Below are 13,208 nucleotides of genomic sequence, written 5' to 3'. Positions count from 1 at the left end.
CAGGTCAGGTGATGTCGCGCGTCGCCGCGGCTTCGGCTGCGGCGGTTTCGGCCAGCACCTCCGCCAGCGGCCGCGGCGCGCCGTACAGGTAACCCTGCACGCGGTGCACGCCCAGCCGGCGCAGGCAGTACTCGGTGTCTTCGTCTTCCACGAACTCGGCCACGGTGATCGCGCCGAACGCCTTGGCCACCGCCACCGACGCCTGCACCACCGCATAGTCCTTGCCGAGCTGGGCGACGTTGCGCACGAACGAGCCGTCGATCTTGATCACGTCGACCGGCAGTTCCCGCAGGCGCGCGAAGCTCTGCATCCCGGTACCGAAGTCGTCGATGGCGATCTGGCAGCCCAGCGCCTGCAGGTCGGCCAGCAGGTGGCTGGCGGCGGCGGTGTTGGAGATCGCCGCGGTTTCGGTCACCTCGAAGCACAGCGCGCTCATCGGCAATGGCGACCCCGCCAGCAGCGTGCGCAACTCCACCTGGAAGCTCATCGACGCCAGGCTCTGCCCGGTCAGGTTGATCGCGATCTCGCGGCAATGCGGCAGCGCGCCGGGCGACTTGCGCAGCAGCCGGAACAGCGCACGCACGACCGCCAGGTCGAGTTCGGCGCCGCGTCCGGCCGCTTCCAGCGGCGCCATGAAGCGTGCCGGCGACATGATCTCGCCCTTCTCGTCCAGCAGCCGGCACAGCACCTCGCCGGTGATCGCCCGCGGCACGGCCTGCATGTCCGGGGTCAGCTCGCGGATCGGCTGGAAGTACAGGGCCACGCGCTCGTTGCGCAGGCTGGCCAGCGCTTCGGTGGCGTCGTGCAGCTGGCGGCGGTGGGTGCGCCGCAACTGGGTGTCGCCGATGTCGCTGTAACGCGGACGCAGCTCGCCATGCTGGCGCGCCTCGAAAGCCAGGTGCGACGCCGCCAGCACCGCGCCATCGATCACGCTCGCCTGCGCGCCCTTGAAGGCCGCCACGCCCAGGTACGGCAGCAGGCGGATCGATTCGCCATCGACATCGATTTCCGCGTGTTCCACGCGCGCCATCACGCGTTCCCACAGGTCGGCATCGCGGCCGGGCCGGGCCAGCAGCGCGAACTGGCCGGTGCCCACGTAGTAGGTCTCGACCAGATCATCCAGCCGCCGCGCGGCCGCATTCATGGCCTGCGCCTGCGTATCCAGGCCGAAGCCGGCCACCAGCGTGTCAGTCTGGTCCAGCAGCAGGTAGCCCAGCTCGCGCCGGGGCAGCGGCCGCTCGACGCGTTCGCGCAGCGCCTTCAGGTTGGGCAGGCCGGTGACCTGGTCGCGCAGGGTCTCGCCCGACAGCTGCTCGGCCAGCTCCGAGCGATCACGACTGGTGAGCCACAGGTACAGCATCGCCAGCAGCAGGATGTTCATCTCCACCGCGATGTGCAGCAGATTGACGAAGCCCACCGCGGTGTTCGCGTACTCCGCCGTGCCGGCCACCATGCCCACCAGCAGCAGCAGCGTGAGCGACAACGCCAGCATCGCCCAGCGCGGACGCAGCCGCAGCATGCACCACGCCAGCACGACCAGCAGCGCGAACCGGTAATCCATCAGCACCGGCGCCGGCGTCACCGGGTCGCCGGTGAACGCCTGCCGCACCTGTACGGTGGCCCACAGGCTGACCCCCAGGCCGACCGCGAGCGCCACCGGCCACACCCAGCGCCGCCCTGCCCCGGTCGGCGGAACCGGGCGCGTGCGCTCCTGCCAGCCGATCACCAGCGGCAGGGTCAGCACCGCCACCCCGAACTGCTTGGCGAAGAACATCTGGAACGCCGCGCTGAAGGCGTGCGCCGGCGACGACACCAGCACGTTGCCGATGCCGGTCAGCGCCATCAGCAAGGGGTAGAGCAGCAGTCCGATGGCGGCAAAGCGCACCAGGTCGCCACGCTGCACCCGGGCCGGCTGCCGGCGCGGCCAGCCCATCCAGCGCGCGCACAGCACGGTCAGCAGGTACTGCAGCAGATAGCTGCCTGCACCCCAGGCCAGCGTCCAGGTGGGGCGTCCCCCGTCGAACAGGTACATCTGCCGCAGCACCCAGCCGGCGAACGTCACGGCGAAACACACCGCCAGCACGCGGCCGTCGCGGAACAGCATCGCGATGGCCAGCAGCAGGCCGATGTGCAGGTGGATCAGCGAGGCCTGGGCGATGTCGCCAAAGAAGTCGATGCGGTAGCCGATCGAGACCTGCTGCAGCAGCAGGCAGGCGCCTGCCAGCAGCAGCACGCGTGTGCTTCCGCCCAGGCCACGCACCGGCTGCGCTGGATGATCAGCCATCGGTCCGTCCTTGCCCTTCGCCAGGTCCGCCTCGACGCGGCACGCAGGGTGACGGGCCTGCCCCGTGGCAGGCCGCCCCATAACGTACTACCACGTACCGCTCGACGGAAGCAGGACACCCGCCGGCCTACCGCCCGTCAGCGGGCGGCGGTCTCGAACACCAGATGTCCGCCGTCGGCGCGCACGCGCACCGTGTCGCCGGCGCCGAACTCGCCCGAGAGGATCCGGTGCGCCAGCGGATTCTCCAGCTGGGCCTGGATCGCGCGCTTCAGCGGCCGCGCACCGTACACCGGGTCGAAACCGACGTTGCCCAGCAGCGTCAGCGCCGAATCGTCCAGTTCCAGCGCGATCTGGCGGTCGGCCAAGCGCTTGGCCAGGTAGCGCGTCTGGATGCGGGCGATCTCGCGGATCTGCGCCTTGTCCAGCGGATGGAACACCACGATGTCGTCCAGCCGGTTGATGAACTCGGGCCGGAAATGCGCCTGCACCACGCCCATCACCGCAGCCTTCATCTGCGTGTAGCTCTCCGGCGTGCCGTCGGAGCCGCCGCCATCGCTCATGTCCTGGATCAGGCTGGAGCCGAGGTTGGACGTCATCACGATGACGGTGTTGCGGAAGTCGACCGTGCGGCCCTGGCCGTCGGTCAGGCGGCCGTCGTCCAGCACCTGCAGCAGGATGTTGAACACATCCGGATGCGCCTTCTCCACTTCGTCCAGCAGGATCACGCTGTACGGGCGGCGGCGCACGGCCTCGGTCAGGTAGCCGCCTTCCTCGTAGCCCACGTAACCCGGCGGCGCACCGACCAGCCGGCTCACCGCGTGCTTCTCCATGAACTCGCTCATGTCGATGCGGATCATCGCGTCGCTGCTGTCGAACAGGAACTCCGCCAGCGCCTTGCACAGCTCGGTCTTGCCGACGCCGGTCGGACCGAGGAACAGGAAGGAACCACTGGGACGGTCGGGATCGGAGATGCCCGCGCGCGACCGGCGCACGGCGTCGGACACGACCTTGATCGCCTCCTCCTGGCCGATCACGCGGCCGCGCAGCGAGTGCTCCATCTGCAGCAGCTTCTCGCGCTCGCCCTCCAGCATCTTGCTGACCGGGATGCCGGTCCAGCGGCTGACGACCTCGGCGATCTCCTCGTCGGTGACCTTGTCCTGCAGCAGGCGGAAACCCTTCTGCTCGGCTTCCTGCGCGGCCGCCAGTTGCTTCTCCAGTTCCGGTAGCTGGCCGTACTGCAGCTCGCTCATGCGCGCGTAGTCCTGCTTGCGCTGCGCGGCCTCCAGTTCCAGCTTCGCGCGCTCGATCTGCTCCTTGATCTTCGTGGCGCCGGTCAGCGTGGCCTTCTCGGCCTTCCAGATTTCTTCCAGGTCGTTGAACTCGCGCTGCAGCGATTCGATCTCGGTTTCCAGATCGGCCAGGCGCTGCTTCGACTGCGCGTCCTTTTCCTTCTTCAACGCCTCGCGCTGGATCTTCAGCTGGATCAGCCGGCGTTCCATGCGGTCCATCTCTTCCGGTTTGGAGTCGATCTCCATGCGGATGCGCGATGCCGCTTCGTCCATCAGGTCGATGGCCTTGTCCGGCAGCTGGCGGTCGGCGATGTAGCGGTGCGACAGCGTGGCCGCGGCGACGATGGCCGGATCGGTGATCTCCACGCCATGATGCACGGCGTACTTTTCCTTCAGCCCGCGCAGGATGGCGATGGTGTCCTCCACGCTCGGTTCGCCGACGAACACCTTCTGGAAACGGCGTTCCAGCGCGGCGTCCTTCTCGACGTACTTGCGGTACTCGTCCAACGTGGTCGCGCCGATGCAGTGCAGCTCGCCGCGCGCCAGCGCCGGCTTCAGCATGTTGCCCGCGTCCATCGAGCCTTCGGCCTTGCCGGCGCCCACCATGGTGTGCAGCTCGTCGATGAAGAGGATGATCTGGCCTTCGTTCTTGGCCAGGTCGTTGAGCACGGCCTTCAGGCGCTCCTCGAATTCGCCACGGAACTTGGCGCCGGCGATCAGCGCGCCCATGTCCAGCGACAGCACGCGCTTGCCCTTCAGGCCTTCCGGCACCTCGCCGTTGACGATGCGCTGGGCCAGCCCCTCGACGATGGCGGTCTTGCCGACACCGGGCTCGCCGATCAGCACCGGATTGTTCTTGGTGCGGCGCTGCAGGACCTGGATGGTGCGGCGGATTTCCTCGTCGCGGCCGATCACCGGGTCCAGCTTGCCGATCTCGGCGCGCTCGGTGAGGTCGATGGTGTACTTCTCCAGCGCCTGGCGCTGGTCCTCGGCATTCTCGGATTGCACCTTCTCGCCTCCGCGCAAACGGTCGATGGCGGCGCGCAGCTTCTGCTTGTCGGCGCCGCTGGCCTTCAGTTCCTGGCCTGCGGCCCCACTGTCGTCCAGGGCGGCCAGCAGGAACCACTCACTGGCGATGTAAGTGTCGCCACTGTCCTGCGCCAGCTTGTCGGTGACGTTGAGCAGGCGCGAGAGGTCGTTGCCGATGGACAGGTTGCCGGCCTGGCCGGTCACCTTGGGCAGCTTGTCCAGCGCTTCGCCCAGCCGCTCGCGCAGCACGGGCACGTTGACGCCGGCCTGCGACAACAGCGGACGCGTGCTGCCGCCCTGCTGCTCCAGCAACGCGGTGAGCACGTGCACCGGTTCGATCATGGTGTGGTCGCGGCCCACGGCCAGCGACTGCGCGTCGGCCAGCGCCTGCTGGAAACGCGAGGTCAGTTTGTCCATCCGCATCGGGAGAACCTCAGGAAAAGTAGGGGCCGGCGAACGCCAGCCGATGCTACCGAGATGAGGTTAAGCGCCGGTGTTTCAAGACCAGCTGAGACCCGGATTCACGTAGGGTGGGCCTTGGCCCACCGTCCGCGCACGGACCGGAAACGGCGGGCCAAGGCCCGCCCTACGGCTTCTTCTGCAGGGACAGCAGGCCCAGCAACACCGCCAAGGCGGCATAGGCGCCGGCGAACTGCCACAGGATGGTCGCCCGCAGGCCTTCCACGTCCCACGGCAGGTAGATGCCGCCACGCGGATCCACCGAGTGGATGATGCCGAACAGCGTCAGCACCGCGCCGACCAGCAGCGCAATGACGGCACGGCCATTACGCCCGTCGATCATCGCCACCAGCGCGGTGGTCCAGATCATCGCGGTGATGATGAAGCCGTTGCCCAGCGTGACGATGGTGGCCAGATCCGGCAGGCCATGGCCATCGACGCCTTCGTACAAACCCGCGAAACGGTCCGGTGCGATCCACGCCGGATTGCCGAACTTGATCGTCAGCAGATACGCCACCGACGGCAGGAACCCCAGCGCCACCGCGATGGCATGCTTGCGCGGCGTCTCGGTGAAGGCCTGCACGGTGATGTCCAGGCCCACGTAGACGATGATCGGCGCCAGCACCGCCACCGGCAGCCACTGCACCAGTCCCGACACGTAACCCAGCACGCCGCCGAGGCCGATGAAGAGACCGGTCAGCAGCGTATAGCCCTTGCGCGCGCCCATGTGCTTGTACGCGGGCTGGCCGATGTAGGGCGTGGTCTGCGCCACGCCGCCGCAGAAACCGGCGACCAGCGTGGACACCGCTTCGGCCAGCAAGACGTCGCGCGTGCGGTAGTCGTCGCCGGCCGCGCGCGCGCTTTCGCTGACATTGATGCCGCCCACCACCATCAGCAGGCCGAACGGCAGCAGCAGCGGCAGGTAGGGCACGGTGTAGGCCAGGCCGTCCAGCCAGCTCAGCGTGGGCAGCGGCAGCGTCACCGCCAGCGGCACCGCGTCGGGCACCTTGAAGCCCGGCGCGCCGAGGCCGGACAGGCCCAGCGCGTAGTACAGCGTGGTGCCGACGATGAAGGCCAGCAGCACGCCGGGGATCTTCACCGGCAACTTGCCCTTGGCCACCAGCACATACAGCAGCAGGCCGAAGGTGACGAAGCCGACGATGGGCTGGCGCAGCGTCTCGATCAGCGGCAGGAAACCGAGCAATGTCAGCGCCGCCCCACCGATGGAGCCCAGCAGGCCCGCACGCGGCACCGCGCGCGTAACCGCATCGCCGAAGAACGACAGCACCAGCTTCAGCACGCCCATCACCACCAGCGCGGCCATGCCCAGCTGCCAGGTGGCGGTGGCCGCGGCCTGTTCGTCCATGCCGGCCTGCTTGAAGCCGACGAACGCCGGGCCCAGCACCAGCAGCGCCATGCCGATGCTGGTGGGCGCATCCAGGCCCAGCGGCATCGCGGTGACGTCGTCGCGGCCGGTCTTCGCCGACAGCCGGTGCGCCATCCACGTGTAGATCAGGTTGCCGACCAGCACGCCCAGCGCCGTGCCGGGGAACATGCGGGTGAACACCACCTCGGCCGGGAACTGGAATATGCCGATCAGCGCGGCCGCGATGAAGCCGAGGATGGACAGGTTGTCCACCACCAGGCCGAAGAAACCGTTGAGGTCGCCGGGGACGAACCAGCGGCGCACGGGAGAAGCCGATGCGGTCATGGGGGGCCGGGGAAGGAGAAGGGAAAAGAGGAAACCGGAGTACGCAGGATAAGCCCCCTCCCCCGTTCACGGGGGAGGGCTGGGGTGGGGGCGACGGAGCCGCGTGGTGTCTTCGTCGCGGGGAGCACCGTGTGGCGCGTCGCGCGCCCGTGCCTGTATCGCGCGCGCATCGTCGTCTGCGCGCGCGTCCGCCCCCATCCCAGCCTTCCCCCGCACGCGGGGGAAGGAGCAGATCGCGTCAGAACGACACGTCCACCGCATGCCGCGACCACAGCACCGACTGGTGGCCGGTGGCCTGCTTCCACGCCAGTCGGATCGCCTCGATGTCGGCGCGGCGCTGCGGGGTGTCTTCGTGCAGCACCACCAGCACCTTGGTCTTCAGCCGGTTGGGCTCGGTCGCGCCGCGGAACAGCCACTGGCCGTAGGCGTCGAACACGGTCAGGCCGTCCGGGAAGCGCGCGGTCACTTCCTGGTCGAGGAAGGCGCGCCAGGTCGCCTCGGTGATGGGCGCGGCCTGCGGGCGGTCGGCCGGTCCCGTCTCTTCGCCCACGCCGAAATAGAGCTCGCTGCGGACCCAGCCGCTGGCACTGGCCGGGCGCAACGCGTCGCCTTCCAGCGCAGCGGTGGTGGCGGACGCAGGGGACGGCGGTGGCGTGGACGCACACCCGGCGAGCGCGAGAAGGACCAGCAGCCAGACAGCACGATGCGACATGGGGGAAAGACCTCGTGGGAGAAGGACAGGATGGCGCACGTCGCTGCGCCCGCCTTATGACGCGGCGGCATAAGGAGATGGGCAGCGGACATGACCCCGGCGCTGTCGGGGCAGCTACTATATCGCTTCATCGCAATGAAGCGATAGACTTCACGCATCCCTTCCCCTCGCCCCACGAGATTTTTCATGTCCCGCCCTGTCCTCGCTCCGCTCGGCGCCGCCATCGCGCTGGTACTCGCCCTCCCCGCCACCGCCCAGACCGCGCCCGCCGGCACCACCGACCTGGATGCCGTCATCGTCACCGGCACCCGCGCCACCGACCGCACCGCGCTGGAATCCACCTCGCCCATCGATGTGCTGACCGCCGAGGACATCCGCAGGGCCGGCGTGCTCAACGGCGAACTGGGCAGCGCGCTGCAGGCGCTGCTGCCGTCGCTGAACTTCCCGCGCCAGTCCAACTCCGGCGGCGCCGACCACATCCGCGCCGCGCAGCTGCGCGGCCTCAGCCCCAACCAGGTGCTGGTGCTGGTCAACGGCAAGCGCCGCCACAGCAGCGCGCTGGTCAACACCGACAGCAAGATCGGCAAGGGCAACACGCCGGTGGACTTCAACGCCATCCCGGTCAGCGCGATCAAGCGCATCGAGGTGCTGCGCGACGGCGCCGGCGCCCAGTACGGCTCGGATGCCGTGGCCGGCGTCATCAACGTGATCCTCGACGACGCGCCGGAAGGCGGTGCGTTCGAGGCCAGCTATGGCGTGCACCACACGAAGGTCGAACCGATCGACCGGACCGTCACCGACGGCCAGACCTCCTTCTTCAGCGCGCAGGTAGGCGACCGCATCGGTGACGGCGGCTTCTTCCGCGTCGGCCTGGAATACAAGCAGCGCGAAGGCACCAACCGCGCCGGCTTCGACCAGATCCCGTTCTTCGAGGAACAGACGCCCGACAACCTGGCGCTGGCCGGCCAGCGCAACTACGTGCTGGGCGATGGCAGCTCCAAAAGCCTCAATGCCTGGCTCAACGCCGCCGTGCCGCTGGGCGAAGCGGCCGAGTTCTACGCCTTCGGCACCTACCACCAGAGCGATACCGAAGGCGCCAACTACTTCCGCTACCCCGACGGCGTGGCGAACTGGAAGCAGATCTATCCGAACGGTTACCGCCCGATCTCCGAAGGCGAGAACCTCGACGTGGCCGGCGTGGCCGGCGTACGCGGCCAGTGGGGCGACTGGGACTACGACGCCAGCCTCAACCACGGCCGCAATGAATTCACCTACCGCCTGCGCAACTCGCTCAACGCTTCGCTGGGGCCCAGCAGTCCCACGCGCTTCAAGACCGGCGACTACGAATCCGCGCAGACGCTGGCGAACCTCGACCTGAGCCGCGTGTTCGGCGCGCATACGTTCGCCACCGGCGTGGAATTCCGCCACGAGACCTTCGAGACCGGCGCCGGCGATCCGGCGTCGTACGCGGCCGGTCCGTTCACCGACCGCCCGACCGGTTCGCAGGCCGGCGGCGGACTGACGCCGCAGGACGCCGCCGACCTCGACCGTGACGTGTCCAGCCTCTACGCCAGCCTCAGCAGCCAGTGGGGCGAGAAGTTCACCACCGACCTCGCCGCACGCTACGAGCACTACGACGACTTCGGCGGCGAGCTGACCGGCAAGGCGGCCGCGCGCTACGAGTTCGCACCGGCGTTCGCGCTGCGCGGTTCGGTGTCGAACAACTTTCGCGCCCCGTCGCTGAGCCAGATCGGTTTCGAGTCCACCTCCACCGGCTACGACGCCTCCGGCCAGCTCACCCAGGGCCGCCTGCTGTCGGTCAACAATCCCATCGCCCGCGCGCTGGGTGCGCGCGACCTGGATCCGGAAAAGGCGCTGAACCTCAGCCTGGGCTTCACCAGCCGCATCGGCGAGCACTTTGACCTGTCGCTGGATGTGTTCCGCATCGACATCGACGACCGCGTGGCGATCACCGAACGCATCACCGGCGACGCCCTGACCGACTTCGTGCTGGACAATTTTGGCGTGGCGGGCGTGCAGAGCGCCAACTTCTTCATCAACGCCGCCGACACCCGCACCGAAGGCGCCGAACTGGTCGCCAACTGGCGCCGGCCACTCGGCGACGGCAACCTGCTGCTGACCGGCGCCTACAGTTACGCCAAGACCGAGCTGGAGAACATCGCGGCCACGCCGGCCGAACTGCTCGCCATCGACCCCAGCTATGTGCTGTTCGGCGTGGAGGAAAGCAACACGCTGACCGATGCCGCACCGCGCACACGCGGCACCTTCACCGCCAGCTGGGACAGCACGGCCTGGTCGCTGCTGGGCCGCGTCAGCCGGCACGGCAGCGCCAAGCGCGTGTTCAACTTCGGCGGCGGCTTCGAGCCCGAGCAGACCTATGGCGCCGAGTGGCAGCTGGATGCGGAAGTCGAGTACCGCGTCTCGCCGAAGTGGAGCGTGGCGCTGGGCGGCCTGAACCTGACCGACGAATACCCGGACCTGTCGAGCGCGGATATCTCCTACTTCGGCAACCTGCCCTACGACGTGCTGTCCCCGATCGGCAGCAACGGCGCGTACTACTACACCCGGGTGCGCTACACGTTCTGATCGACCCCTGCCGTCATCCCGCCACAAACCGGGATGACGGCGTAGCGTGCGCCGTGCGCACGACCGCAGGATCTCTCCATCGCCCATCGTGCGCATGGCGCACGCTACGGAACCGCGCCCGCTCCTGTTCTGTCGGCACGCGACGCCGTGTCGTGCAAAGGCCAAGCGTGAACGCCGCTGGTTCCCGGCGTCCGCCCGGATGACGGCGTAGCGTGCGCCGTGCGCACGACCGCAGGATCCCGCCACCGCCCATCGTGCGCAGGGCGCACGCTACGGAAACACGCCCGTGCCTGTTCTGTCGGCACACGACGCCGTGTCGTGCTGAAGCCAAGCGTAGAAGCCGTTGGTTCCCGGCGTCCGCCGGGATGAAGACGTAGCGTGCGCCATGCGCACGACCGCAGGACCCCTCCACCGCCCATCGTGCGCATGGCGCACGCTACAGGAACCGCGCGCGCTCTTCTTCCGTCGGCAGGTGGCAGGCCGTGGTGCCGAACAGGCGGTAGCGGTGGCGCGCGATCCAGCGGTACACGGGATCGCGCACGAAACGCGGCACCCAGGCGATCATGCTCGCGAGTCGCCACGCGCCGCCCAGCCCGGTGAGCACGCGCTGGATCGCATCGCTGTCCGTCCAGGCCTGCGTTCCGTCCACCAGCAGGAACGACGCCGGATCGTCGGGATCCAGCCCGTGCGTCGCCAGCAGCGCACGTCCGGCCTCCGACTGCATGGCGGCGAAGCGGTAGCGGCCTTCATGGTCATGCTTCAACAAGAAGCGCACCCAACCATTGCACAGCACGCAGATGCCATCGAAGACGATGATCGAGCCATCGCGGCGCGCGGGATCATCCGACATCCAGCCATCCCCGGTAATGCACCAGTCGACCGGCTAGCGGCAACGCCGCCCATACATCGAACCGGTAGCGTTCGCCTTCGGCGGATTCGCGCGCACCCACGCCGGTGAACCAGCGCGCGGGCAGCGACAGGCCGAACACGCGGACGCGCACCACGCGCCAGACGATGGCGGCGTCCACGATTTCCAGCCGGAAACCGAAGGTCGCCAGCCCGAGGCGTTCGCACAGCACGTCGCTCTCGCGCCACAGGCGCGAGGGCATTGCGCGGCCGCCGATGAAGCGGGTCCAGCGTTCGGATTCCGGCGACGCATCGATCTCCACGCACACCGGACCACATGCGGCGGGTGGCAGGTGGGTGGCGGCGGCCACGATCCGCGACAGCGGTCCACCGCCGCGCTTGACGTCGACATCCCCCCGATACCGGTGGATTCCCTGCGCAAGATGCAGCGCGCGCACCGGCGCCGGCAGCATATCGAACGCCGGCCCCAATACCTGCGCGAACAGCGACCTTACGGCTGCATCCATGCCAGCGTGGCGATGCGGCCGCTGCGGCCATCGCGGCGGTGCGAGAAGAAGCGCGCGGGCTCGCTGATCGTGCAGAGATCGCCGCCGTGGATGTCGGCCGGCGCCATGCCGCGTGCGACGAGCCTTCGGCGCGCGAGCGCCGGCAGATCGGCCAGCCAGTGGCCCGCGCGCGTCGGCACGAAGCAAGCTTCGGCGCCAGCATCGTGGGCGACGAACACGTCGAAGACGTCCCTGCCCACTTCGTAGCGCGCCGGTCCGGCGGCGGGGCCGATCCACGCCACCAGGTCGGAGGCCGGCGTCGCCATCGCCGCCAGCGTGGCCTCCAGCATCCCTTTCGACAGCCCGGGCCAGCCGGCGTGCGCGGCGGCGACCTCGCGGCCGTCCTTCGCCGCGAACACCACCGGCAGGCAGTCGGCGGTCAGGATCGCCAGCACCACGCCGGGCGTCGAGGTCACCAGCGCGTCGGCCACGGGTTCCGTGGCATCCGGATCGGCCGGGGTTTCAACGCGCAGTACATCGGTCCCGTGCACCTGCTTCAGCCAGTGCGGCGGAGAAGGCAGGCCGGCGAGTTCGACCAGCTGCGCGCGGTTGCGCGCCACGACGGCCGGATCGTCACCGTCGGCGGCGAATCTGTTTCCGAGATTGAATACGTCGAACGGCGCGGCCGAGAACCCGGCGCCGTGCCGCAAGGTGGTGAACGCGTGCACGCCGGCCGGTGCCGGCCAGTCGGCAAGCACCGCCGGCGCGCGGTTCATCCGCGCTGGGCCTTGCTGTCGGCGCGCAACGCCGCCAGCAGCGCGACCATGTCGGCCGGCACCGGTGCGGAGACGCGGACAGGCTCGCCGCTGACGGGATGGGCGAACTCCAGCGTTTCGGCATGCAACGCCTGCCGCCGGAAGCTGCGCAACACGGCGATCAGCTCCTCGCTGGCGCCCTTCGGCAGCCGCAGCGGTCCGCCATACAGCGGGTCGCCGATGATCGGGTACTTGATGTGCGCCATGTGCACGCGGATCTGGTGCGTGCGGCCGGTTTCCAGCCTGCATTCCAGCGCCGTGTGTGCGCGGAAGCGCTCGCGCAGCCGGTAGTGGGTGACGGCGTCGCGGCCGTCCTCGCGCACGGCCATCTTCAGGCGGTCGCGCGGATGGCGGTCGATCGGCGCATTGGCGGTGCCGCCGGACACCATCGCCCCGACCACCACGGCCAGGTACTGGCGGTGCACGTCGCGCGAGGCCAGCTGCGCCACCAGCGAGGTGTGCGCCGGCACGGTGCGCGCCACCACCATGACGCCGGAGGTGTCCTTGTCCAGCCGGTGCACGATGCCCGCGCGCGGCAGTGCCGACAGCGACGGATCGCGGAACAGCAAGGCATTGACCAGCGTGCCGGTCGGATTGCCGGCGCCGGGGTGGACGACCAGGCCGGCCGGCTTGTCCAGCACGAAGACGTGCTCGTCCTCGTACAGGATGTCCAGCGGGATGTCTTCCGGCTCGGCGTGGGTCTGGGTGTCCAGCACCACGTCCAGGCTGGCGGTCTCGCCGCCGCGGACCGGGTCGCGCGGGCGCACCACCTGGCCGTCCAGCAGGGCGTTGCCGGACTTGATCCACTCGGTCAGGCGCGAGCGGGAGAATTCGGGGAACAGTTCCGCCAGGGCGGCGTCGAAGCGCCGTCCGGCGGCGCTGTCGGGCACGATCGCGGTGCGGAGGGTGTCGGGGCTATCGGGTTCGGTCATGCTCAAGGACGTCCAGGC

The 13,208-nt window shown here is 69.1% G+C and carries 9 protein-coding genes; 1 reads left to right on the top strand and 8 read right to left on the bottom strand.

Features of this window, described 5'->3' with window-relative positions:
* Nucleotides 1-4 precede the first annotated feature (4 nt).
* The 4 genes from MMG85_RS05430 to MMG85_RS05415 form a co-directional block, all read right to left on the bottom strand.
* Entirely contained in the window at nt 5-2,284 is a 2,280-nt protein-coding gene (locus MMG85_RS05430; RefSeq protein WP_241045099.1) for a bifunctional diguanylate cyclase/phosphodiesterase, read from the bottom strand.
* A gap of 137 nt (nt 2,285-2,421) precedes the next feature.
* Nucleotides 2,422-5,025 (bottom strand): ATP-dependent chaperone ClpB, encoded by a 2,604-nt coding sequence (clpB, locus tag MMG85_RS05425; protein WP_241045098.1) that lies wholly within the window; start codon nt 5,023-5,025, stop codon nt 2,422-2,424.
* Nucleotides 5,026-5,188: 163 nt separating this feature from the next.
* Nucleotides 5,189-6,772 (bottom strand): hypothetical protein, encoded by a 1,584-nt coding sequence (locus tag MMG85_RS05420; RefSeq protein WP_241045097.1) that lies wholly within the window; start codon nt 6,770-6,772, stop codon nt 5,189-5,191.
* A gap of 238 nt (nt 6,773-7,010) precedes the next feature.
* Nucleotides 7,011-7,484, bottom strand: a complete 474-nt coding sequence (locus MMG85_RS05415; protein ID WP_241045096.1) for a DUF3574 domain-containing protein — start codon at nt 7,482-7,484, stop codon at nt 7,011-7,013.
* Between the two features lie 186 nt (nt 7,485-7,670).
* Here MMG85_RS05415 and MMG85_RS05410 point away from each other — a divergent pair, with 186 nt between their 5' ends.
* The gene (locus tag MMG85_RS05410) at nt 7,671-10,091 is read left to right on the top strand and encodes a TonB-dependent receptor (RefSeq protein WP_241045095.1); all 2,421 of its coding nucleotides are present in this window, start codon (nt 7,671-7,673) and stop codon (nt 10,089-10,091) included.
* Between the two features lie 436 nt (nt 10,092-10,527).
* Here the strand turns inward: MMG85_RS05410 and MMG85_RS05405 are convergent, their stop codons facing one another.
* The 4 genes from MMG85_RS05405 to rluD are packed head-to-tail and all read right to left on the bottom strand — an operon-like array spanning nt 10,528 to nt 13,190.
* Entirely contained in the window at nt 10,528-10,941 is a 414-nt protein-coding gene (locus MMG85_RS05405) for a thiol-disulfide oxidoreductase DCC family protein (protein ID WP_241045094.1), read from the bottom strand.
* Nucleotides 10,931-11,464: a DUF4166 domain-containing protein gene (locus MMG85_RS05400; RefSeq protein WP_241045093.1), complete on the bottom strand. Its 534-nt coding sequence runs from the start codon at nt 11,462-11,464 to the stop codon at nt 10,931-10,933. Before MMG85_RS05400 ends, MMG85_RS05405 begins: the two co-directional genes overlap by 11 nt.
* The gene (gene pgeF, locus MMG85_RS05395; RefSeq protein WP_241045092.1) at nt 11,449-12,219 is read right to left on the bottom strand and encodes a peptidoglycan editing factor PgeF; all 771 of its coding nucleotides are present in this window, start codon (nt 12,217-12,219) and stop codon (nt 11,449-11,451) included. Before pgeF ends, MMG85_RS05400 begins: the two co-directional genes overlap by 16 nt.
* Nucleotides 12,216-13,190: a 23S rRNA pseudouridine(1911/1915/1917) synthase RluD gene (gene rluD, locus MMG85_RS05390; protein WP_241045091.1), complete on the bottom strand. Its 975-nt coding sequence runs from the start codon at nt 13,188-13,190 to the stop codon at nt 12,216-12,218. Before rluD ends, pgeF begins: the two co-directional genes overlap by 4 nt.
* Nucleotides 13,191-13,208 lie beyond the last annotated feature (18 nt).

It is taken from the genome of Pseudoxanthomonas sp. LH2527 (assembly GCF_022539275.1).
Lineage (GTDB): Bacteria > Pseudomonadota > Gammaproteobacteria > Xanthomonadales > Xanthomonadaceae > Pseudoxanthomonas_A.
The sequence above is the reverse complement of the archived record's forward strand: the minus strand, read 5'-3'. Positions and strand labels throughout refer to the sequence as shown.